This is a genomic window from Thermopolyspora sp. NPDC052614, from assembly GCF_040678635.1.
Classification (GTDB): Bacteria; Actinomycetota; Actinomycetes; order Streptosporangiales; family Streptosporangiaceae; genus Thermopolyspora.
The window spans coordinates 25,754-48,530 of record NZ_JBFATZ010000032.1 but is presented as its reverse complement, the minus strand read 5'-3'; the positions used below and the strand labels follow the sequence as shown (position 1 = coordinate 48,530).

Below are 22,777 nucleotides of genomic sequence, written 5' to 3'. Positions count from 1 at the left end.
CGCCGCACGGTTCCGGCCCGCGGGTCGCGGCTGCGAGCGGCCGCGGGGCCGGGCGGCCGCCGATCGGGCATCGGTTTCCGGCGAGGGATCGGGCGGACTCACTGGTAGCCACGGATCTCCTTGAAGGCTGCGGCGAGCGAGCCGGAGCGGGCGTCGAACACGGCTCCGCCGGTGAGGGCGGCGACCTGCCGCATCTCCTCCACGTCGCTGTCGCCGAAGAGGATCACGAAGGTGGGGATGTCGGTCTGGCCCAGGCTCCGGTAGTAATCCTCGAAGTCCAGGTAGTCCGAGCCGTTGGTGTTCGCCCCGTCGGTCATCAGCACGACCGAGGTGTGGACCGCGTCGGCGGCGCGTTGCCGGGTCGCCTCCTCGTACGCCTGACGCAGGCTGTCGTAGATCGCGGTGCCGCCCTCGGCGTTCAGGCCGTCGCCGAAGCGGCGGATCTCCGCCAGCGTGCCCTCGGGGGCGCGTTCCGGCACCGTGAAGGTGACCGGCGTGCTCGGGCGCCCGTTGAACGGGATCATCGTGACCCGTTCCCGGTTGTGGAACCGGGAGAACGTGCCGGTGACCGAGGTGTCGGCGCCGGTGAGCGCGGCCAGCGAGGCGCGCAGCGACGCGATGCGGTCCCCTTCCATCGACCCGCTGACGTCCAGCACGAACACCGTCTGGGAGGGGCGGCGCACCTCGTTGAGGTAGGCCCCGATCAGCTGGTCGGCGGCGGAGCGCCGGTTGGGGAAGGGCAGCTCCAGCAGTTCGGCGGCGCCGAAGCGCTGGTCGGGGCGGACCTCGGGCACGATCGGCCGCCGGTTCGTGGTCGTCATGATCTCCCGCTGTACGTCGGGCGTGCGCAGCCAGGCGGTCAGCTTGCCGTACAGGTCGCGTTTGCCGTCGGCGGCCGAGGCGAGCAGCGTGAGCGGGTAGTCGGCGGTGACCACGCCGTCGGAGGGGCGGATCACGGTGAGGTCGGCGCCGGACTGCTTCAGGCCCAGCAGCACCGACTCATAGTTGATCAGGCCGTCCACGTCGTCGCGTCTGCGGTAGGCGTCGGCCAGCCAGCCCGAGGAGCCCGCGGTGAGCGTCTGCGCCGCGAAGAACGTCTTCAGCCGCGGCGTCACCCTGGCGATCTGGGCGGCGTCCAGCGCCTCGCCCGAGTCGGCGAGCGCGGCGGTGACGCCGACCAGGGCCGAGAATCCGGAGTTGGACGACGCCGGGTTGGTCATGCCGAAGGTGAACTTCTTCTCCTGAGCCGCGGCGGCGATGTCCGACCAGGTCACCGGCTTGGCGTCCCAGCCGAGTTCGCGGGCCTTGGCGGTCTTCAAGCCGAGCACGACCGGGGAGGACATCACCTTGGTCTGGGTGGACAGCCGCGCCGAGGCGCCCTCGATCAGGGACAGGTAGCGGTTGGAGGAGAACCAGATCGCGTCGTGTTTGCCGTCCGCGCGGCCCCCGGCCACCTGCTCGGCGCCGTCCAGGGTGCCGGTGTAGGTGAGGGCGACCTTGACGCCGGTGGCCTGCTCGGCCTTGCGTAGCAACGGCTCCAGGTCCTCGATCTCGCTGCCGGCCAGGACGCGCAGCACGTTCGGCCCGTCCTCGACGGCCTCGTCCCCGGCGCCGCCGGAGCACGCGGCGGGCAGCAACGCGACCACGACCAGGGCGAACGCGGTGGCCCACCGCCGTGACGAGCGGGTTCCCTCCCGTCGGCCGTCGCCCGGACGCGGGTGCCGGGTCGCGACGGGCCGCGGGGAGCGGCTGGTGGCGAGGAGCCTCCGCAGATGCCCGGAGGGTCGCCGCGTGGACGGATTCACGGGGTGATCGCCCTTTCGTCGGCGCGCCGGGCGCGCTCCAGATACGTGTTGGCGTGGTCCAGCTCGGTGCTGAGGGCGTCCACGGTGAGGGCCATGTTCTCGACGGCCTTGGCCTTGAAGGCGTCGATCGTGTCCATGGTGGCGTAGATGTTGTCGAACGCCTGGCGCAGCGCGTCCATGCCGACGGTGGTGGAGGCGGCCTGCGTCTGGATCTCGCCGGCCTGGGTGCGCAGCATTTCGCTGGTCGCCACGATCAGGTCCGAGGTGGTGGAGTTCAGCTCGGCGATCTGGGTGAGGACCAGTTTCTGGTTGGCGAGCGCCTGGGCGACGGTGACGGCGGTGCGCAGGGCGGCGACCGTGGTCGTCGTCGCCCGGTCCACGCCCTTGATCAGCTCCAGGTTGTTCTTGCGGATCAGGTCGAGGGCGAGGTAGCCCTGCGCCGACACCGCGAGCTGGGTGAGCAGGTCCTGGTGCTTCTGGCGCACCGCGTACAGGGCGTCCGAGCGCAGCGCGGTCGCCTTCTCCGGGTCGGTCGCCTCGACGCGGGCGATCTGCTCCTCGATGGCCTTGTCGAGCGCGGCGGCCATCACCGCGTACTCCTGCAGGCGGGTCATCGACTCCCACAGGTTCGTCTTCTCGCCCTCGATGGCGGCGTTGTCCTTGCGCAGCTCGTCCTGCCCGGACTTCAATGCCCGGATGATGTCGTCGATGTGCTTTTGCGCGCTGTGGTACTTGGCGAAGTAGTCGCGCAGCCTGTCGCCGAACGGGATGAGGCCGAGCAGTTTCCTCGCCGCGGCGTTCGCCTGCTTGGGGTCGAGGTCCACCACGGTACGGCGCAGCGCCACCAGTTGCCCGGCCACCCGGGAGGAGGCGTCGCCGCCCTCGCCCTTGGCGGCGTTGAGCGCGGCCACCGGACGTTTGAGCATGCGGTTGGCCACCTGCGAGGAGGCGCGGATCTCCGAGTCGCCCATCGAGGCGATGTCGTGCACGCGGCTGGAGAACTCCGGCGCGCGGGGGTCCATGGCGCTCAGCTCCTCGGCGAAGGCCGCCGCCTTGGCGGCCAGCTCGGCGCCGCGCTCGTCCGGGATGGGCAGCATGGTCGCCGCCTTCTCCGCGGGGATCGCCCGCACGGGCTCCGGCGGGGTCAGGACAAGGTCGGTCAAGGTCTCACTCTCCAGGTGGGTCCGTGTGACGTCGGTCCGGGTGCCCGGCGACGCACCGGGAGGGGGTGCGCCACGGGGCCTTGGCTGGGCGCGTGGGGCGGCGGGCCGGTCAGGACGCGTTGAGGTAGCGCCGCTCGACGGTGGCGATCAGGTCTTCCAGGTAGTCGTAGGCCGGCGGTTCGACGACGTCGACCAGGCTGCGGGCGAGCGGCGCCCTGGTCTTGGCGACCAGTTCCGCGAAGCCCTTGGTGTCGGAGGTGCGGAAGCCGTACCGGGCGGCGAGCGCGCCCAGTTCGGGGTCCTTCTGCAGCAGCCGCCCCACGTCCGCGCCCCGGCCCCGCAGCGGCACGAGGGTGTGCTTGCTGTATACGGTGGGCGAGGGGTACAGCAGCCGCATCTCCGGAGTGATCGAGCCGTCGCCGGCGAACAGGCGCGCGGCGTACTGCGCCTCGTAGATCATCACCATCGGCGTCTTGCCGGCGCCCATCACCAGGTAGTCCTCGAACGGGGCCTCGGTGGAGGCGGCGGAGTAGCCCTGATCGAGAAAGAGCGGCGACACCCGCTCGGCCACCTTGGCGACCTCGTCTCGCGAGGCGACGACGTCCTCGCCGTTGGCGACATATCCGGCGATGGCGAGGTACATGGCGGCGGAGTTGGAGGTGCGGATGTCGGTGGTCGTCATCAGCACCCGTTTACGAGCGGGATAAGCGGTGTTTCCCGGAAGGGCGTCCCACCGGGTTTTCTTCGCCACCAAGTCCATATATTTCCGGATGTCGAAAATCTGGTATCCCTGCCCGGAGTCGCGAACGACGCCCGCCTTCTCCAGCACTCCCGCGATCGACCCGTACGTGGCGATCGCCATCGGCGAGTAGAACGGCGAGAACACCTCGGTGGCCTTGTGCGCCTGCCTGATTCTCTCGGCGGCCGGTGCGCTCGACGGGAACGCGAAGTCGTACGCGGACAGGTCGACCGAGGACGCGATCTGCCGCGAGCCCGCCGTGTCCACCTGCACCCGCAGGCCGTGCCGCGCGAAGGCCGCCCCCACCTTCGGATCGTCGAAGAACGGCTGCTTCTCCGACCCGATCACGCCGCGCACCAAGGCGAGACCCCCCGTCTCGCCGTCGTCGTTGCCCGCGACCACGGCCGCCACCACGGCCGCTCCCAGGAGCAGCGCCAGCCCCACGCCAATCCAGCGCTTCATTCTGTGCCTCCCCCCGGTTCCGCCGAAATTGCGGCCCCGTAATCCGGATTATCGGAGATAAGCGCATTTACCGGGCACCGGGGAGGGGGTTGTCTGGGAAATTCAGCGATCGTTCATGTGGGCTTCACCGGGGTCGCCGTCCGGACACGTCGCCTTGACGTGTGGAGCGTATTGCCGTTGTCCTGAGCGCGCGCAATTGCGCTGGTGAGAGGGCGTTCGCGGCACGCCTCAGGTGAAAAGCGCACGTCCCCAGTAGTCCCCGGCGTCGCGTACCCCGGGCGGGCAGGCGAACAGTCCGCTGGAGACGTGCTTGATGTACTCGTTGAGAGCATCCTGCCGCGCCAGCGCGAGCTGGATCGGCACGAACTGACGGTGCGGGTCGCGCTGGAAGGCGATGAAGAACAGCCCCGCGTCCAGCCGCCCCAGCCCGTCGGAGCCGTCCACGAAGTTGTAGCCGCGCCGCAGCAGCCGGGCGCCGTCGTGCATGGTGTGGTGGGCGAGCCGGATGTGCGCGTCGGCCGGGACCTTCGGCTCGCCGTCCGGGCCCTTGGCGTCGAAGTCGATCTCGTCGAACTCCTTCTCGCGCCCGAGCGGCGCCCCCTCGCCCTTGCTCCGCCCGAAGATCGCCTCCTGCTCGGCGAGGGAGGTGCGGTCCCACGTCTCGATGTTCATCCGGATCTTGCGCGTGACCAGGTAGCTGCCGCCGGTCATCCACTCCGGGCCGTCGCCCGGCGCCACCCAGAGCTGCTCGCGCAGCATCGCGGCGTCCTCCAGCTTCAGGTTGTTGGTGCCGTCCTTGAAGCCGAACAGGTTGCGGGGGGTCGCCTGCGCGGTGGAGGTCGAGGAGGTACGGCCGAAGCCGAGCTGCGACCAGCGCACCGACACCCGGCCGAAGCCGATGCGCGCGAGGTTGCGCACGGCGTGCACGGCCACCTGGGGGTCGTTCGCGCACGCCTGCACGCAGATGTCACCGCCGGAGATCGCCGGGTCGAGGTCCTCGGCCGGGAACTTCGGCAGCGGCTTGAGCGCGGCCGGTTTGCGCGCCGCGAGCCCGAATCTCTCGTCGAACAGCGACGCGCCGAACCCCACCGTCAGCGTGAGCGCCGACGGAGGCAGGCCGAGCGCCTCGCCGGTGTCCTCGGGCGGGGCCTCGGGCACGCCGCCGACCGCGCCGAGCGCCCCGGCCTCCTTGCCCTGGGTCATGCGCGCCGCCGCGGCCGTCCACTCCTGCAGCAGCTCGACGAGCTCCGCGCGGTCGGAGGTGATCACGTCGAACGCCACGAAGTGCAGCCGGTCCTGCGCCGGGGTGACGATGCCCGCCTGGTGCTCGCCGTAGAAAGGCACCTCGCCGCTGATCGACACGGCCGACACGGGAATCGTCGCCCCGGGGGCGGGGGCGGCCGGGCCCGCCGTCGACCGGCCGACCAGCGCGCCCGCCCCCGCCGCGGCCACTCCGGCGGCGCCCAGGCCCAGCAGTCTTCTGCGGTTGATGCGCGTCATCGCCCTTCTCCTCCACGGTCACGCCGTGCCGCGCTCATCCGGCCACGGCTCACGGTCGGCGCCGATCGGGCCACCACATATCGGGCCACCGCTCATCGAGACACCACTTATCGGGACACCACGGCCGAGACCTTGCTGACCGGCTCGGCGAGCGCGTTGATCACGTCGGACAGCTCCTTGAGCTCGGCCTTCGACAGCTCGTTGTGCAGCTTCCAGCCGTCGCCGTCGCGGTGCTTGCCGAGGGTCTCCTCGACCTTGGCGAAGTTCTCGTCCAGCGCCTTGACCAGCTCGGGGTCGCGTTCCTCCAGCACCGGGCGCAGCGCCGCGACGGCGGCCTTGGAGCCCTCCACGTTGGCCGCGAAGTCCCACAGGTCGGTGTGCGAGTAGCGGTCCTCCTCGCCGGTGATCTTCCCGGTGGCGACCTCGTCGAGCAGCTCCTTCGCGCCGTTGCCGAGCTGTACGGGGGAGAGCTTCTCGGCGTTCGCCTTCTCCACGATGAGCTTCACGTCGGACATGAGCCGGTCGGCGATCGGGCCGGACTCGCTCACGTCCTTGGCCACCCACAGGTCCTTCTCCAGGCGGTGGAAGCCGGTGAACTCCATGCCCTCCTCGATCACCTCCTCACGGCCGTCGATCTTCGGGTCGAGGTCGCCGAAGATCTCCGCCACCGGCTCGATGCGCTCCCAGTACGTGCGGGCGACCGGGAACAGCGCCTTGGCCTTGTCGATGTCGCCGTCCTTCACCGCGTCGACGAACTCCTGGGTCTTGGTCAGCAGGGCGTCGGTCTGGCTGCGGACGTAGCGCTGGTAGCTCGTGGTGGCCTCGGCGAGCTTGGCGTTGTCGGTGAGGGGCTTGGCCTCGCCGGTCACCTTCAGCGGGCCGCGTACGCCCTTGCCGATCATGCCGGGCTTGCAGGCCGTCTCGTACGTGCCCGCGGGCAGCTCCACGATCAACTCACGGGTGAGGCCGGGCACGATGTTCTCGACCTCGCCCATGATCCGGTCGCCGGGGGCGTACACGTAGAACTCGGTGACCTTGGTGCCGTTGTTGGTCACGGCGAACGTGGCGGTGCCGGCGGGCAGGTCGGTCCTGGCCACCTGGCACGCGGTGTCGGTGGCCGCCACGGTGATCTTTCCGTTCGCGGCGCCGCCGCTCGCGGGCGCGGCCTGGCCGGTGGCGCCGCCGCCGTCGCCGGAGCACGCGGTGAGGGCGGCGAGGGCCAGCACGCCTGCCGCGATCAGGGACGGCGCGGTGGTGGGGGTGGTACGCATGATTCTCCTAGCCGGACGTGCGGGGGGAAGCGGTGGTTTGCAGGACCGGTCGAGGGGCCGATCGAGGTGCCAACCGAGGGGCCAATCGAGGAACCGGTCAGGATGTCGTCCCGGCGTCGGCGGCGGTGCCGGCCGGGGCGGGGGACGCGGGCGGCCGGGCACGGCCGGGCAGCAGGAACAGCACCAGCACCGGTACGGCATAGGCCGCCCAGGCGACCACCTCAAGCACGCTGGGCTGCGCGGTGATGTTGAACATGCCGGTCAGCAGCGCCGAGTACCAGGCGTCCGGGGGCAGCGCGCCGCTGATGTCGAAGGCGAGGGTGTTCAACCCGGGAAGCACGCCGGCCTCCTGGAAGTCGTGCGCGGCGTACTTGAGGATGCCCGCCGCCACCAGGATCAGCAGCAGGCCCGTCCAGGTGAAGAACACCGTCAGGTTGATCCGGATGGCGCTGGCGTAGAGGCCCCAGCCGAGCACGATCGCGGTGAGCACGCCCAGGCCGATGCCGATCAGAGGGGCCGCGGTCGTCGTGGCGCCCTGCGCGGAGGCGAAGAACAGCAGCGCCGTCTCCAACCCCTCGCGGGCGACGGCGAGGAACGCCATCACCACGACCGCCACCGAGCCGAGCCCGAGCGCCTCGCCGAGCCGGGCCCGCAGATCGCCGGAGATGCGCCGGGCGGCCCCGCGCATCCAGAAGATCATCCAGGTGACGAACACGGTCGCCAGCACCGAGGTGATCGCCTCGAACAACTCCTGGTGCTCGTACTCCAGATGCGCGGCGGTGAAGGTGAGCAGCGCGCCGAACCCGACGGACAGCGCCGCGGCGACGCCCACACCCGTCCACACCGCCGGTAGGCGGTCCCGCCGGTCGCTCTTGACGAGGAAGGCGACGAGAATGGACACGACGAGGGCCGCCTCCAAACCCTCGCGGAGGCCGATGAGGAAGCTGGCGAACACGGGCGGCTCCGAGGTTTGTTACGCTCCCCTTACTAAGGGCAGGTTTACCTTACCTCTGCCGGGCCGCTCTGTCTGCGTCGGGGCCCGTCCTCGCGGGGTCGGGCGGGGTCGGGAAAACCCTTTGCCCCGATGTCGGCCCCGCGTCTACGGTTGGGGGCGGTTCTGTCGCCGTCCCTGGGGGTGCCAGCGTGGAGAACTGAGGTCGGACACCGCGACATGGCCGGGGTGGACCGTCTCGCCGAGGCCCTGGCCGCGTACCGGGGCGCGCTCATCGTCGCGGGTCACGACCTGTCGTTTCTCACCTCGATCGGCATCACCCGCTGGCTGCGGCTGGACCGGGAGGAGGGCCTGACCGAGATCGACGCACCCTGACGACCAGGACGATCTCGGCCGTCACGATCATGTAATATCCCGAATTATTGACACAAGTTGACAGGGCGGCGAACGCTGTTGGTGTGAATCTTCCTCGCTGGGCCCCGATCGCGTTGGCCGGCGTGTGCGTGCTCTGCGCGTGCAGCGCCGGCGGAGAGGAACCCGCACCCGCCAAAACCCTCGCCTCCGCGACGCCGACCGCCTCTCCGAGCCCGACCGGTCTCGCGCCGGAGACGTACCGCGTGGAGCTGAAGTCGGCGATGGACCCCGTCGAGTCGAGCTTCAAGAGCCTGAGCAAGGCCAAGTCGCTCGGGTCGCTGGACGGCCGGCTGGAGCGCGCGGAAGAGGCGCTCGCCGACGCGATCGACAGGCTGGGCGGCATCGACCCGCCGCCGGACATCGCCGCCGAGCACGCCGACTACGTGGAGGCCCTGCGCGACGTGCACAGCGGCGTCGGCGACATGCGGGACCGCGTCGCCAATCAGTCGCTGTGCTCGTCGTCGGCGGTGCTGGCCGGCATGGGCCGGACGGACGTGTTCACCGGCCTCAAGGACGCCGCCAACGATCTGAACGCCCGGGGCGACTACCCCGCCGACGTGATCGACGTAAAGGTGCCCGAGCGGCAGACCCGCCGGCTGAAGAACGGCGCCTTCATCCGCGACGGCGGGCGGGGCGGACGCGCCTACCTGCGGATCCGCAACGGCCTGTCCGACGACGCGGTGGTCACCCTGGTCCGGGGCAAGTCCAAGGTGATGAGCGTCTACGTCCGCAAGCACAAGTCCTACCGGATCAACAACGTCAGGGACGGCCTGTACAAGATCTACTACACCACGGGCGAGGACTGGGACCGCAAGGCCCGCGCCTTCACCCGCGACTGCGACTTCAAGCGCTTCGAGAAGCCACTGCGTTTCCGGACCACCTACACCGCCACGCTGATCCGCTGGAACAACTGGACGCTCAGCCTGCATGCCGTTCCCGGGGGCAACGCCCGCACCAAGAGGGTCAAGCCGAGCGACTTCCCCAGGTGACGATCCGGATTTGCCGGACCTGGGTCCACTGACCTGCCGGGTTCGCCGTGGTTCCGCCCGGCATCGAAAAACGGGCCATCCCCTCGGGGTGATGGCCCGTTCGCCGCGGCGGGCGGATGGCGACCGGCCCTGCGTGCGGGTGAACGCGGACGCAGGGCGTCTGATCGCGGCCCGGCCCGGTGAAGATCGGCCGGGCCGGGGTGATCAGGAACGCCGTCAGCTTGAGAACAGCATTCCCATGAGGCCGCGGTGGCGGTGGCCGTGGTAGCCGTAGTGGCCGCCGCCCCAGGCGGGACCGTGGGCGGGCGGCGGCGGGGCGGCGTAGTGCTGCTGCGCGTACTGGCCTTCCAGGCGGGTCAGCGTCTCCAGCTCGCCGTAGTCGAGGAAGATCCCCCGGCAGGTCTCGCACTGGTCGATGTGTACGCCATTACGGTCATAAGTGCGCATGTGACCGTGGCACTTGGGGCACTGCATCGCGCTGATCTCCTTCGTCGGCCTATCTGCTGATCACTCTATGTCGTCGTGCGGCCGGACACGCGGAGAATCCTCTCGCAGGAGGAGATCAGGGCCTCCTCCGCCTCGTCGAGAGGACGGCCCTGCTCCTGCGCCCGGACTACCCCGAGGGCGGCCAACTGGATCGTCAACGCCCGGGCGGGCACGTCCAGTTCCCGCCACGGATCCTCGCGGGAGACGGCCGTGCCGCCGCTGTCGTGATAGGCGGCGAGAAAACGGCCCCACACCTCCGGGTCGAGCATCCCGGCCGCGTACCAGGCCGCGGGCCGGGCCAGATCCCAGGCGGGATCCCCGACCCCCAGATCGTCCACGTCGATGAGGCTCCAGCGCCCGTCGCGCAGGACCATCTGGCCCAGGTGCCAGTCGCCGTGCGTCAGCCCTCGGGGCCCTCCCGGCTCGGCCGGGCCGTACTCGTCCGCGGGCAGCCCCGCGTAGGCGGCGCGGACCACCGCCCCCTCCACGCCGCCGTCCACCCGGTCCAGCCGCGCGATCGCCTCGGCCACCCGCCGGGGACCGCCCGCCGGGGGCAGGTGCCCGGTCACCGGTACGGCGTGCAGCAGGGCGAGCAGCCGCCCGCCGTCCTCCCAGGGCGCCGCGTCCGGATCCTCCGGATCCACCGGCCGCCCGGCGGGCCAGAAGGTGACCAGGCGGCCATCGACCGGCTCGGCGGCCTCCCGCAGCGGCGGGAGCATGACCTCCCCGAGCCGCGCCGCCGTCTTCAGCCGCGCGTTCAGCTCGTCGGGATCGGCGCCCGGCTCGTGCGCCTTGACCACGACGTCGCCCACGCGCACGACCACGACCCGGGCGTCCTTGAGCACCGTGACCGGCCCGGGACGACCGCCGAGCGCGGCGAGCGTGCGGGCCAGAGGGGAATGCGCGTCGAGCACTCCCACAATCTAAACCGCCGGCGCGCCGGGCGGCATCGCGGATCGGGGACCGGTTTCGAGGCCGTGGCCGTCGCGGTGCGTAAGGTTGCCCCATGAGGATCGGCTTTGGGGTGCCGGTGTCGGGCTCGTGGGCGACGCCGGACAACATGATCAGGATCGCGCGGCGGGCCGAGGAACTCGGCTACCACTCGCTGTGGACGTTCCAGCGGCTGCTGTTCCCGGCCGGGCACGCGATGGCGCCCGTCTACCGCAGCGTGACCGACCCGATCGTCACCCTCTCCTATCTGGCGGGCGTGACGAGCACGATCCGGCTCGGCGTCGCGGTCCTCAACATGCCGTTCTTCTCGCCCGCGCTGCTCGCCAAGCAACTGGCCACCCTGCAAATCGTCAGCCGGGGCCGGCTGGACGTCGGGCTCGGGCTGGGCTGGATGCCCGAGGAGTTCGCCGCCTCGGGCGTCCCGATCGAGCACCGCGGACGCAGGGCCGAGGAGTACATCACGGTGCTGCGCACCCTGTGGTCGCCCGGCATCGCCGAGCACGGCGGCGAGTTCTACCAGGTGCCCCCGTCCCACTCCGACCCCAAGCCCGGCCCGCCGCCCTCGATCATCATGGGCGGTACGGCGGAGCCCGCGCTGCGGCGGGCGGGTCGGCTGGCGGACGGCTGGGTGAGCTCCAGCCGCGTGGACCTCACCGCCATCCAACAGCAGATCTACATAGTAAAGGAGGCGGCTCGGGAGGCCGGACGAGACCCCGACGCCCTCCGCATCATCGTCCGCGGCGTCACCCGCCCCGGCAAACCGGGCGCGTCCGACCGCAAGCCGCTGTCCGGCTCCTACGAGGAGATCCGCCGCGACCTCGCCGTACTGGAGGAACACGGCGTCACCGAGGTCTTCCACGACCTCAACTTCAACCCCGAGGCGGGCTCCCCCGACGCCGACGCCGTCGAGGCCATGCGCCTGGCCGAGGAGGCCCTCGAAGCGCTCCGCCCCGACTCCTGACGCGTCCATAAGCGTCCATAAGCGATCGCGAGCGGGTCAGGAACGCATGATCAGGACGGCCGCGCCGTTGACGCGGTCGGCGGCCAGGTCGGTGAGGGCCTGGGCGGCTTCGCCGAAGGGATAGGGGACGGTCGTCACGCGCAGGGGGTTGCGGGCCGCGAAGTCGAGGAAGGCGCGGCCGTCCGCGCGGGTGTTGGCCGTGACGCTGCGCAGTACCCGCTCCTGGAACAGGTGACGCTGGTAGTCGAGCGTGGGGATGTCGGTCAGATGGATGCCCGCGACCGCGAGCGTGCCGCCGCGGTCCAGGGCCTCCAGGCAGGCCGGGACCAGGTCGCCGACGGGGGCGAACAGGATGGCGGAGTCCAGCGGCTCGGGCGGGGCGTCGTAGGCGCCGCCGACGGAGGCCGCCCCCAGTTCGCGTGCGAGTTCCCGCGCCTGCTCCGACCGGGTCATCACGTGTACGGTCGCCCCCTGCGCGATCGCGACCTGGGCCGTCAGGTGGGCGGACGCCCCGAACCCGTAGATGCCGAGCCGGCCGCCCTCCGGCAGCCGCGACTGGAGCAGCGCACGGTAGCCGATGATCCCCGCGCACAGCAGCGGGGCCAGGCGCTCCGGCTCCTGGTCCTCCGGCAGGGTGTAGACGTAGTCGGCGGGCGCGACGAGGTACCGGGCGTAGCCGCCGTCGGCGTCCCAGCCGGTGTAGGTGGAGGCCGGGCAGAGGTTCTCCGACCCGCGCCGGCAGTAGCGGCACACGCCGCAGGTGGATCGCAGCCAGGCCACGCCCACCCGGGTCCCGATCGCCGGCGCGGCCTCCGGCGAGCCGCCGGGATGCGGCCCGTGGGCGACGACGCGGCCCACCGCCTCGTGCCCGGGCACGGTTCCCGGCCGCCTCGGCGCCAGGTCCCCCTCGGCCAGGTGCAGGTCGGTACGGCACACCGCGCACACCTCGACCTCGACCAGCACCTCACCGGGGCCCGGCTTCGGCACCGGTCTCCGTACGAGCCGAAGCGGCCCGCTCGCCATCGGCCCCGGCCGCTCGACCACCCACGCGTCCATCTCGTCAGGCACCGTGCTCATGCCACCGACGATATTGGCCGTGCGGGGATCTGTCGGCACTTGTCGGTGGACGGCGCGTCGTCACCCGGCACCGGTGGGAGATGAGGTCGGCGCAGTGCGCTCGCCGCGCGCTGCGGGCCGTCAACCGCTCGCCCGGCCCGCCGGTTCGCGCAGGAAACTGACGATGCTTTGGCACGCATTGGCGCCGTGACGGTCTTGTGTGCCCTGCCCTGGTGAAAAGCTGGACATTAGGGACGGAAGGGGGACCGTCGTGATTGAGATCAAGAGTATTGAGAAGCCTGACGAACGCCGCGACTTCCCGCTGGGGCACGTGGAGGTCACGCGGCTGAGCGGGCTGACCTTCGGGGTGTTCACGCTGGAGCCCGGGTGGCGCTGGTCGGAGTCGGTCAAGGACCTCGCCGGCACCGATTCGTGCCAGGTCCGGCACACCGCGTACACGGTGCAGGGCAGGCTCAGGGTCCGCATGGACGACGGCACGGAGAGCGAGCTCGGCCCCGGCGACATCTGCGTGCTGCCGCCGGGCCACGACGCCTGGGTCGTCGGCGACGAGCCGTACATCGCCTACGACTTCTCCAGCGACGTCGAACAGTACGCCCAGAGCGTCGGCCGCTGATCACGGCATGGCCCCGCCTCCGTCGGGAGGCGGGGCCGTTTCGCGTTCCGGGTCCTGGTCTCCGCTACGCCGTGCGCCGCATCGCCCGGCACGTCATCGACCACCCGTGGGAGATGGAGGACCGCCTCAGGCGATCAGCTCGGGCAGGCGGGTGATGTGCTCGGCGAGGTAGACGCCGAGTTCCTCCGGGACCAGGGGAATCGAGGTGATCTCCTCGGGGCGGAGGGGGACGCGGACCAGCTCGTAGACGCCGCGCGCGGGGTCGTCGAACTCGGGGCCGCAGCGCAGGTCGGGGTCGAGGGACAGCAGGCGGCAGCCGTACACGTGCTGGGTCTTGACGCCGTCCTCGCGGGGGCAGGTCAGGGTGGTGAGCGGGGTCACCGAGCCGACGGTGGCGCCCAGCTCCTCCAGCACCTCGCGGTGCAGGGTGTGCTCCAGGGTGGCGTCCTCGGGCTCGACGTGCCCGCCGGGGACGCTCCAGTACAGCGGGCGACCGGGGACGGTGCGGCGAAACAGCAGCAGGCGGTCGCCGTCGAGGACGATGGCGCGCACGCTGGGAGGCAGCATCACGGCTCTCATTATTCACGGCCCGATCAGAGCCGACCGGTGGTTCCGGCGCGGCGGGCGGCCTCGTGCGGTCGCTCGCGCAGGTCCTGCCCGTGGCGGCGCGGGGGCGCGACCGGGCGATCTCGATCGAGGCGCGGGGTCGCGCGTTCGCGATCGGCGGCCGTCTCAGTCGTGAACGTCGCGGCGGAGGCGTTTGACGTCGGAGCGGTGCCGCTTGGCCGACAGGCGGCGTTCGACGGCGCCGCGGGAGGGCTTGGTGGGGCGGCGTGTCTTCGGAGGCGGGGCGATGGCCTCGCGCAGCGATCGGGCGAGGCGGGTCTCGGCGGCCTCGCGGTTACGCAGCTGGGAGCGGTGCTCGGAGGCGGCGACGGTCAGGACGCCGTCGGTGAGGCGAGGGGCCAGGCGCCGCAGGGCGCGGGCCTTCAGCGCGGGGTCGAGGGCCGTGGTGGCGGAGACGTCGAAGCTGAGCTCGACGCGGCTGTCGGTGGTGTTCACGCCCTGGCCGCCGGGTCCCGAGGCGCGCGAGAAGCGCCACCCCAGCTCGTTCTCCGGGATGACGATCGACGCGGTCACCGCGATGGGGCCGGGCATGATGCTGTTCCTCCTGATCTGTCGCTTCCAGCGTAGCCAGGTGGGGCAAACGGTTATTCCCCGCCTTGCCCCCGCCTGCCGGGCGTGGGATCGTCAACGCGGGTTCCCGCCGCGTCTCCGGCCGCCCGGCGCGGCCGGTCGTGCGCGTGGTCGTCCCGCGCCGGCACGCAGGCCCGCGACCGGGGCTCCGGCGGAGAACCCGGACCGGTGGATGCGAGGGAGGGAACGGGCGGTGACGATCGTCGGCGTGCACGGCATCGGCAAGTATCGGTACTTCGCCGAGACCGGGTCGGTGGGCGGGGCCGCGGAGCTGATGCGGATCCGCTGGGACCGCTACCTCCACGCGGGCCTGTACGGCCCCGCCGCCCCGTACTCCGGCGAGCACTACGTGACCGAGATCGCCTACTACGCCCACCTGCTGCGCGAGGACCGGCGCAGCGAGCCGACCCGTGAGCTGCGCCGGATGGAACCCGAGGAGAAACTGGTCGCCGCCGCCTGGCTCAAGCAGCTCGACGGGGTACGCGGCGTGGCGGGCGAGTCGCTCACCGGGATGCTCCGGCGGGTCGCCGGGTGGGCGGTGGAGCGCCTGGGGGAGCGGGCCGAGGAGATCGCCGAGACGTTCGTCCCGGAGGTGGCGGCCTACTTCGCGAGCGGCCAGGCCGCCGCCCGGGTCAAGGCGTGCGAGGCGCTGGCCGACACCATCCGCAGGCGGCAGCCGCAGGTGCTGATCGCGCACTCGCTGGGCAGCGTGGTCGCCTACGAGACGATGTGGGCGAACCCGGAGCTCGACATCGAACTGCTGATCACCCTCGGCAGCCCGCTCGGCATGCACAACGTCGTCTTCGAGCGCCTGATCCCCACCCCGCTCGGCGGGCGCGGCCAACGTCCCCCGAACGTCGCCCGCTGGGTGAACATCGCCGACAAGGACGACATCGTCGCCACCCCGCCCGCCCTGGGCGGCTGCTTCACCGGCGTCGACCTCGACCTCTCGGTCAACCTGGACTGGATCGACTTCCACACGGTGGAGAAGTACCTGGGCTCCGGCGCGCTCAACGAGCACCTGAAGAAGTACCTCGCCATCTGACCCGCCCGCCGCGCGGGGGGATGTCGAAGTCGAGGCCGGCCACCATCCAGGTGGCGCCGGGCTTCCGCCGGGACGCCTGCACGGTAGGGAGCGGGACCGCTATATCGCCGCGAGGTTTTCTGTCGGCCTTCCACCGGCCTTCGTCGCTTTTCGTCGGCGAAATCCGTCCGGCCGCCGACGGCCGCCGTACCTCGGCGTCGCCGGAAATACGCGAACGCCTTGTCCGGATTTCGACGCCCGTTCAGCTACGGTGGGTAGTGGCGACGGCGTCGCGCCGCTTGTTCATTCGAGGTTGACGCGCAGGTCACGATGGTCATGCGCGCCTGTCAGGTCGCTCGCCTGCACTGGAGGTATGCAGCCGAGATTGTCACGCAGAGTGTTCCTGTCCGGAGCCGTCGCGGGAGCGGGCGGCCTTCTGCTCCCCGGCGATCTCCCCGCCAGGGCGGGGGCGTCGTCCGCGGGGGTGGCGGCATCGCGCGGCGTGGCGCTGAAAGAGCCGTTCACGCTCGGGGTGGCGTCGGGGGATCCGGCCGCCGACGGGTTCGTGTTGTGGACCCGGCTGGCGCGCAGCCCGCTGGACCCGAGCGGCATGGGGGGCATGCCGAACCGGGCCGTGGAGGTGGAGTGGCAACTCGCCACGGACGAGCGCTTCCGGACGATCGTGCGGAAGGGGACCGAGACGGCCCGCCCCGAGGCCGCGCACAGCGTGCACGTCGAGCTTGAGGGGCTGGACCCGGGGCGGGAGTACTTCTACCGGTTCCGCGCGGCGAACCAGGTGTCGCCGGCGGGCCGTACCCGGACCGCCCCCGCGCCGGGGACGCTCGGCGCGCTCACCTTCACCACCGCGGCCTGCGCGCACTACGAGCACGGCTACTACACCGCCTACCGGCGGCTGTCGCAGGAGGAGCCCGACCTGGTGGTGCACCTGGGCGACTACATGTACGAGTACGAGCGCAGCGGCTACACCGCCCTCAACGGCCCGGTACGGCGGCACCTGGGCGACAAGTGCCGGACGCTGGCCGACTACCGCGCCCGGTACGCCCAGTACAAGAGCGACCCCGACCTGCAGGCCGCGCACGCCGTCGCGCCGTGGCTGGTGGTCTTCGACGACCACGAGGTGGAGAACAACTGGGCCGGGCCGATCTCAAGCACCGGCGCGGAGGACTTCGAGGCGCGCAGGCGCGCCGCCCTGCGCGCCTACTACGAGAACATGCCGCTGCGCCGCTCCAGCATCCCCCAGGGCACCACGCTGCGCCTGAACCGGCGCATCGACTGGGGGTCGCTGGCGAGCTTCCACATGCTCGACACGCGGCAGTTCCGCGACGACCAGGCGTGCCTGGACGGGGTGCGGGCCGGCTGCGACGAGGCGCTCGACCCCGGCCGCACCGTGCTCGGCCCCGACCAGCGCGAGTGGCTGCTCTCCGGCCTGCGCGGCTCGGCCGCCCGCTGGAACCTCATCGGCCAGCAGATCATCCTGGCCCAGCACGACGACAAGCTCGGCCCTGGCCGCGAGGTCAACATGGACAGCTGGGACGGCTACCCGGCCGAGCGCACCCGCCTGCTCACCGGCATCCGCGACTCGGGCGCCGCCAACCCGGTGGTGCTCACCGGCGACGCGCACATCCACCACGCCGCCGACCTGCGCCTCGACTTCGACGACCCGGACTCGCCCACGGTGGCGGTGGAACTGGTCACCTCCTCGATCTCCAGCGACGGCGACGGCTACCGCGACGCCAACCGCATGGCCGCCCTGCGCGCCGAGAACCCGCACATCGCCTACGTCGATCAGCGCCGCGGCTACATCGTCTGCCGCGTCAGCCCCGACGAACTGCACGCCGACTTCCGCACCCTCGACTACATCAGCCGCCGCGGCGCCCCGGCCAAGACCTCCGCCCGCTTCACCGTCCCCTCCGGCGAGAACACCCTCGCCTGAACCTTCCGGCGTCGGCGATGAGGCCGACGCCGGAACGCACCCGGCCGCACGCGCGATCGCGCCACGCGATCCGCTGCGGCCGAGGTGTTTCCGCGGGGTGTTTCCGCGGGGTGTTTCCGCGGGGTGTTTCCTGCGGGGTGTTTCCTGCGGGGGTGTTTGCGCAGGTACGTCGCGCCCGGTGGGGAGAGCCGGTCAGGGGGCCAGGGTGTAGCCCACGAGGGCGGTCTTCGGCCGGCGGGTGACGAGGTGGGCGCCGGATCGCCGGACGCCGGGGTAGGAGCCCTTGCGCACGCTGCCCGGGTAGAGGGTGAGGCGACCGGCGACGGGGGCGGCGACGACCAGGTCGCGGGGGCCGCGGCCGGTGAAGGCGCCCGTGGCGACGGCGGCGCCGAAGCCGCTGACGCGGGGACCGGTGATGAGGATGTTGTGGTTGCGGGTGAGGCCGCCCGAGCGGGTTCCGGCGAGGACCTGTACGGCGGACTCGCCGGGGACGCCGATGATCAGTTCGTCGTCGCCGTCGCCGTTGAGGTCGCCGGTGGCGAGGGCGGCGCCGAAACGGTCGTAGTAGCGGGCCTTGCCCTGGATGGCGCCGACGTCCTGCGTCCACAGCTCGTCGCGGGCGGCGGTGAGGCCGCGGCGGGAGCCGTACAGGACGGCGACGGCGCCGTCGCCGTAGTCCATGGCCCTCTGGAACGGGGTGACGCCCTCGCCGGGCACGCCGATCGCGAGGTCGTCGCGGCCGTCGGCGTCGAAGTCGCCGGTGGCGAGGGCCGCGCCGAAGGCGTCCCAGCGTTCGGCCGCGCCGCGTACGCCCTTGGTGCCCTGGTCGATGTGGGTCGCGCGCCTGGCGACGGGGGAGACGACGGTGACGCCGCCCGCGCCGTACAGCGGATCGCCCTCGCCCGGGGCGCCGATCGCGAGGTCGTCGCGGCCGTCGGCGTCGAAGTCGCCGGTCGCGAGCGCCGCTCCGAACTGGTCGGTGTCCAGGGCCTTGCGCCGCACCCACGCGGTGCCCTTGGTGATCAGCATCCCCTTGGCGTCGATGCTCCGGCGGGACAGGCCGAAGATCGCGACGCCGCCGCCGCCCGTGAGGCCGGGCGCGCCCACGGCCAGTTCGTCGTCGCCGCCGCCGTCCAGGTCGCCCGCGGCGAGCGCGGCCCCGAACCGGTCGGTGCCGCGGCGTCTGCCGAGGTCGCGCACGTCCAGGGTGCGGACGCGGCCCAGGCCCCGGCGGGAGCCGTACAGGACGTGGACGACGCCGTGGCCGTCGGCGGTGTGCCGGGGCCGCCCGGCGAACTCCTCCGAGACGCCCACCGCCAGGTCGGCGCATCCGTCGCCGTCGAAGTCGCCCGTGGCGAGCGCGGAGCCGAAGGCGTCGCCCGTCTCGGGCTCGCCGGGGACGCCCCCCTCGCCCTGAGCGAGGGTGGCGGCCTTGGTCAGGCCGGTCGGGGATCCGTGGAACACCGCGACGGTGCCGGCCCGGTGCTCGCCGTTCACCGTGTCGTACGGCGCGGCCACCGCGAGGTCGCTGAATCCGTCGCCGTTGAAGTCGGAGGGCGCCTTGGTACGGCAGGCGCTGGCCGGAAAGGCGGCCGGAGAGGTGCCGGGAGAGGTGCCGGGAAGAGCGCTGGGAAAGGCGGCGGCGAGGGGGGAGGCGAGGGGGGAGGCGAGGGGGGAGACGAGGGGGGAGACGAGGGTGAGGGCGGCGGCGGTGAGGAGCGCACGCGGGATGCTCATGGACCGGATCGTTCCCAGATAACCGGACATACGGCCCACCATGGGATGACACGTGCGCGTCAAGAACCTGAACTCGCGGGCCGACCCCCGCCCGGCGCGGGACGTCCGCGGACGAGAGCCTCGTCCGCGGACGCCGGTCGCGCCGTGGTCCCAAACGATGCCCGCGCTTCACCGGGTCGTGCGCCGCCGCGGCGCCCGGCGGGACGGACCCGGTGAAGCGATGGCGTTATCGCACTAGCCGATCAGGTGCTTCATGGCCTTCTTGATGACGTCGGCACGTTCGGCGGCGCCGTCCACCTGCTCCAGGCCGAAGCCGAGGAGCACGGTGTCCTCCGTCGAGACCGCGGCCGTGGTGTCGGCCTGGTCGCGGACGAAGTCGCCTCCGCCGGTGGGGCTGCCGGCGGGCGGGCCGGGGGTGGACCAGGCGCCGAGGCCGGACTCGAAGCCCTCGGCGTTGGAGGTGCCGCCGGTGGTGGTCAGCTTGGTGTCGTCGATGAACGCGCCGACGCCGCCCGTGGCCGGGTCGGTCACGTAGCTGATCGACACCTCGACCTGCTTGCCCGCGTACGCGGACAGATCGACGGCCACCTGCTTCCAGCCGCCGGAGTTGCCGGTGAAGCGGTTCCACGAGCCGCTGGTGCCGGTCGCCGTGCACGGGTTGCCCGGCGTCAGGTAGCGCAGCAGCCAGGGGTGCTCGTCCAGCAGGAAGTCGGCCTCGCACTCGGTCGGAACCGTGGTGTCGCTGCCGCCGTTGGCGTCCGGCAGCGTGGTCCAGTCGTCCTGGCCGACCGTGTGCGCCTCGACGATGATGTTGTCGTAGCCCGGCTCCGTGTCGAAGGACAGCTGGAACTCCAGCTTCGGCTGCTGGGCCGCGGTGACCGACGACAGGTCGATCGTGCGGGTCAGCCGCATGTAGGAGTCGTCGGCGTGCCGTCCGGCCATGAACCAGGAGCCCTGGACGGGGTCGAACGGGCCCGTCGCGCCCTGGTAGTCGCCCGCGGCCCAGCTCTTGAACTGCGGGAAGTCCTTCTTGGGCAGCACGTCGCTGGTGACCTGCAGGGTGCCGGCCTCGTCCAGCGGGTTGTCCGCGACCGCCGGGCCGCCGAAGGTCGCGCTCTCGCCGCCGAGCGCGCCCGCGCCGGTGAACCCGGTCGGGCCCTCGCGCGGCGTGCGGCCGTAGACGCCCAGGTAGTACTGGGTGAAGTCGTCGGCGAGCAGCAGGCAGTCGCTGAAGAAGTCGGCCGTCACCACGCAGTCGGCGTCGGGGTCTCCGTCCAGACCGTAGTAGATGCCGCCGAGCGTGGCGCCGAGCAGGCCGTAGTACGCGGTCGTCTCACCGGTGTGCAGGAGCTTGCCGCCCTCGTTCAGGTAGTCGCGGACGGCGATGGTGAGGTCCTGTTGCGAGCGGCGGACGTCCAGGTCGGGCAGCGGGCCGAACAGGTAGGTGTCGGTCGCCACGTCCTGCTGCTCCTGGGACAGCCGGTTGTCGCCCAGGTACCAGACCACGGCCTTGAAGTGGTTCAGCACCCCCAGATGGTGCGGTACGCCCTGCTTGTCGACGTCCCACACCAGCGAGTCGTAGCCGGCGGCGTCCAGCGCCTGCTGGTACTGCTCGGCGTACTTGGGCGCGGTGACCGAGCCGGGCGTGCCGGGGTTGAAGCCGGTGTAGTCCTCGTTGGCGAGCACCAGCACCTCGGCCCCCTTGTCGTCGGCGCGGGTGTAGGTGAAGTGCTCGCTCTCCAGGTAGCCGGGTCGCCCCTGCTTGCCGGAGGAGAACCAGACCTCGACCTCGTCGCCGGGCTTGGCGCCGCGCACCTCGGCCCGGTATTCGGCGAAGTAGATGTCGCCCTCGTCGCCGTAGCGGTCGCCGCCGCGCCACTCGCGCACCTTGCGCTCGTCCGGCTCGCCGCCGTTGATCCGGTACCACATGCGCTTGTCGGGCAGCGACCGGCGGGCGACGACGGCGACCTGCTGCGTGTCGCCGTAGGAGACGTCGAACTTGTCGACCTGGAAGTCCGGCACGGTGCGGCCGACGACCGAGACCGGCTTGTCGGGGGTGTGCACCGACTTGGCCGCCGCCAGCGCGAGCGGGATGTTCTTGGCGAACTCCGCCTGGATCAGCGGCTCGCTGTCGGGGAAGGTGAAGCCGAGGCCGCCGGCGCAGTCCGCGAGCGTCCACTCGTCGTCCGGCACGCTCTGCGCGGCGGTCTCGCAGGTGGACATCTCCGGCGTGATCGCCATCGTGCCGTACGCCTTCGTCACGTGGCCGTCGGTCTCGCCGTTGGTGGTGTAGAGCTCGGCGCCGATGTCGGGGTCGTAGCCGGGCACCGCCGGGTGGGCGTCGTCGCCGAGCATCGCCTCGAAGATCAGGTCGTCGGGGGTGGGGGTGGCCTGCTGCCAGCCCACGCCGTACAGCAGCAGCTCGGCCGCCGAGTGGTAGTTGATCATGTAGACGGGCTTGATCTTCTTGACCAGGCCGTCCATCGCCTGGGTCTCCGGCTCCGACTGCGGGGACGGGCCGCGGTAGGTTTCGCTGAACGGGTTGGACGAGGACCCCTCCTCGTCGTAGCCCCACTTGTAGGCGAAGTTGCGGTTGGGGTCGACGCCGTCGGCAGACGTGATCTCCCCGTCGCCGTCGTTGTCGCGCAGGTTCTTACGCCACAGCCGGTCCTCGGCGAAGGTGTAGTCGTAGCCGTCGGGGTTCGACACCGGGACGAACCACAGCTCGGTGGTGTCCACGATCTGGCGGATCTCGGCGTTGGTCGCGTAGCCGTCCAGGTAGTGGTTGATCAGCCGGCGGACCGTCTCGGGGGTGATCCACTCGCGGGCGTGCTGGGCGGCGATGTACAGCATGGCCTTGCGCGAGCCGTCCGGGGTGGTGCGCGCGTCCTTGGTGACCTTGACGGCGATGATGTCCTGGCCCTTGTGGGTCTTGCCGATGGTCACGACCTTGGCGAGGTCCGGTTTGGCGTTGGCCGCGGCCTCGATCCGCTCGCGCAGGCCGTCCGCGCCGGAGTACGGCTTGAACACCCCGTCGCCCTTGGCCGCCGTCCGCGCGCTCGTGCTCGCGGCCTGCTGCCGGGTGAGGTTGACGCCGCTGCTCTTGAGCCGTTCGGCCAGCGCGGAGCCGAGGATCACCTCCACCGAGAACCGGTCCCGGCGGCCGCCGGAGATGCGCACCTCCTCGCGGTCGACGCCGGCGGCGATCAGGGCCGCGAGCTGGCGGGCGTCGAGTTCGCCGGTGTAGACGAACGTGCCGTCCTCGGTCGCCGGGGGGCGGGGTACCGCCGCGGCGGGTTGTGCCGCGGCCGCGCCTAACAGCACGGCCGCGGCGGCGGTCACGAGCCATTTCCTGCGCTTCATCGCGCTCCTTCGTGAGCCCAAATAGCGGACATTGGAGGAAATTTGCGGCGATCGTCAGGTTGCTGTCAATGTCATATGTTGCCTATTTGGCTAAATGTGTCCACATGTGGTCATTCTGC

General features: G+C 71.6%; 18 protein-coding genes and 1 pseudogene. 6 read left to right on the top strand and 13 right to left on the bottom strand.

Translation table 11 applies throughout. The features are described 5' to 3' along the window. Positions 1-98: 98 nt before the first annotated feature. The 6 genes from AB0K60_RS36630 to efeU all read right to left on the bottom strand — a co-directional run bounded on the left by AB0K60_RS36630 (position 99) and on the right by efeU (position 7,895). Complete coding sequence (locus AB0K60_RS36630; protein ID WP_364066127.1) at positions 99-1,805, bottom strand: VWA domain-containing protein; 1,707 nt, start codon at positions 1,803-1,805, stop codon at positions 99-101. Further along, positions 1,802-2,968 carry a toxic anion resistance protein gene (locus AB0K60_RS36625; RefSeq protein WP_364066125.1) on the bottom strand — a complete coding sequence of 389 codons (1,167 nt, stop codon included), beginning with the start codon at positions 2,966-2,968 and terminating at the stop codon, positions 1,802-1,804. Before AB0K60_RS36625 ends, AB0K60_RS36630 begins: the two co-directional genes overlap by 4 nt. A gap of 109 nt (positions 2,969-3,077) precedes the next feature. Beyond that, the gene (locus tag AB0K60_RS36620; RefSeq protein ID WP_364066123.1) at positions 3,078-4,169 is read right to left on the bottom strand and encodes a hypothetical protein; all 1,092 of its coding nucleotides are present in this window, start codon (positions 4,167-4,169) and stop codon (positions 3,078-3,080) included. 228 nt (positions 4,170-4,397) lie between these two features. Further along, positions 4,398-5,669: an iron uptake transporter deferrochelatase/peroxidase subunit gene (efeB, locus tag AB0K60_RS36615; RefSeq protein ID WP_364066121.1), complete on the bottom strand. Its 1,272-nt coding sequence runs from the start codon at positions 5,667-5,669 to the stop codon at positions 4,398-4,400. A gap of 107 nt (positions 5,670-5,776) precedes the next feature. Beyond that, positions 5,777-6,940, bottom strand: a complete 1,164-nt coding sequence (gene efeO / locus AB0K60_RS36610) for an iron uptake system protein EfeO (RefSeq protein ID WP_364066118.1) — start codon at positions 6,938-6,940, stop codon at positions 5,777-5,779. A gap of 97 nt (positions 6,941-7,037) precedes the next feature. Next, the gene (gene efeU, locus AB0K60_RS36605; protein WP_364066116.1) at positions 7,038-7,895 is read right to left on the bottom strand and encodes an iron uptake transporter permease EfeU; all 858 of its coding nucleotides are present in this window, start codon (positions 7,893-7,895) and stop codon (positions 7,038-7,040) included. Positions 7,896-8,111: 216 nt separating this feature from the next. On the opposite strand from efeU, the gene AB0K60_RS36600 reads away from it, so the two are divergent. Both AB0K60_RS36600 and AB0K60_RS36595 read left to right on the top strand, forming a co-directional pair. Continuing rightward, entirely contained in the window at positions 8,112-8,267 is a 156-nt protein-coding gene (locus AB0K60_RS36600) for a hypothetical protein (protein ID WP_364066113.1), read from the top strand. Positions 8,268-8,350: 83 nt separating this feature from the next. Continuing rightward, positions 8,351-9,295 carry a hypothetical protein gene (locus AB0K60_RS36595; RefSeq protein ID WP_364066111.1) on the top strand — a complete coding sequence of 315 codons (945 nt, stop codon included), beginning with the start codon at positions 8,351-8,353 and terminating at the stop codon, positions 9,293-9,295. Positions 9,296-9,511: 216 nt separating this feature from the next. Here AB0K60_RS36595 and AB0K60_RS36590 read toward each other — a convergent pair whose 3' ends face one another. Both AB0K60_RS36590 and AB0K60_RS36585 read right to left on the bottom strand, forming a co-directional pair. Continuing rightward, entirely contained in the window at positions 9,512-9,769 is a 258-nt protein-coding gene (locus tag AB0K60_RS36590; protein ID WP_364066109.1) for a zf-TFIIB domain-containing protein, read from the bottom strand. Positions 9,770-9,807: 38 nt separating this feature from the next. Further along, entirely contained in the window at positions 9,808-10,695 is an 888-nt protein-coding gene (locus tag AB0K60_RS36585) for a phosphotransferase (RefSeq protein ID WP_364066106.1), read from the bottom strand. A 92-nt stretch (positions 10,696-10,787) separates the two neighbouring features. Between AB0K60_RS36585 and AB0K60_RS36580 the strand changes: the two genes are divergently transcribed. Then, a complete protein-coding gene (locus AB0K60_RS36580) occupies positions 10,788-11,693 on the top strand; it encodes a TIGR03619 family F420-dependent LLM class oxidoreductase (RefSeq protein ID WP_364066104.1) in 906 nt (301 codons plus the stop codon). A 36-nt stretch (positions 11,694-11,729) separates the two neighbouring features. Here AB0K60_RS36580 and AB0K60_RS36575 read toward each other — a convergent pair whose 3' ends face one another. Next, positions 11,730-12,770: a zinc-binding alcohol dehydrogenase family protein gene (locus tag AB0K60_RS36575; protein WP_364066102.1), complete on the bottom strand. Its 1,041-nt coding sequence runs from the start codon at positions 12,768-12,770 to the stop codon at positions 11,730-11,732. A gap of 250 nt (positions 12,771-13,020) precedes the next feature. On the opposite strand from AB0K60_RS36575, the gene AB0K60_RS36570 reads away from it, so the two are divergent. Beyond that, positions 13,021-13,383, top strand: coding sequence for a cupin domain-containing protein (locus AB0K60_RS36570; protein WP_364066099.1), 363 nt, complete (start codon positions 13,021-13,023; stop codon positions 13,381-13,383). A gap of 126 nt (positions 13,384-13,509) precedes the next feature. On the opposite strand, the gene AB0K60_RS36565 is transcribed toward AB0K60_RS36570, so the two are convergent. Beyond that, positions 13,510-13,950 (bottom strand): NUDIX hydrolase, encoded by a 441-nt coding sequence (locus tag AB0K60_RS36565; protein WP_364066139.1) that lies wholly within the window; start codon positions 13,948-13,950, stop codon positions 13,510-13,512. 165 nt (positions 13,951-14,115) lie between these two features. Further along, a pseudogene (arfB, locus tag AB0K60_RS36560) lies at positions 14,116-14,520 on the bottom strand (alternative ribosome rescue aminoacyl-tRNA hydrolase ArfB); the annotation flags it as partial. Positions 14,521-14,773: 253 nt separating this feature from the next. On the opposite strand from arfB, the gene AB0K60_RS36555 reads away from it, so the two are divergent. Together AB0K60_RS36555 and AB0K60_RS36550 are read left to right on the top strand one after the other, a co-directional pair. Further along, positions 14,774-15,625 (top strand): hypothetical protein, encoded by an 852-nt coding sequence (locus AB0K60_RS36555; protein WP_364066097.1) that lies wholly within the window; start codon positions 14,774-14,776, stop codon positions 15,623-15,625. A gap of 364 nt (positions 15,626-15,989) precedes the next feature. Continuing rightward, complete coding sequence (locus tag AB0K60_RS36550; RefSeq protein ID WP_364066095.1) at positions 15,990-17,558, top strand: alkaline phosphatase D family protein; 1,569 nt, start codon at positions 15,990-15,992, stop codon at positions 17,556-17,558. Positions 17,559-17,750: 192 nt separating this feature from the next. On the opposite strand, the gene AB0K60_RS36545 is transcribed toward AB0K60_RS36550, so the two are convergent. Further along, positions 17,751-19,295, bottom strand: a complete 1,545-nt coding sequence (locus tag AB0K60_RS36545; protein ID WP_364066093.1) for an FG-GAP and VCBS repeat-containing protein — start codon at positions 19,293-19,295, stop codon at positions 17,751-17,753. A 234-nt stretch (positions 19,296-19,529) separates the two neighbouring features. Further along, the gene (locus AB0K60_RS36540; protein WP_364066090.1) at positions 19,530-22,658 is read right to left on the bottom strand and encodes a M14 family zinc carboxypeptidase; all 3,129 of its coding nucleotides are present in this window, start codon (positions 22,656-22,658) and stop codon (positions 19,530-19,532) included. Positions 22,659-22,777 lie beyond the last annotated feature (119 nt).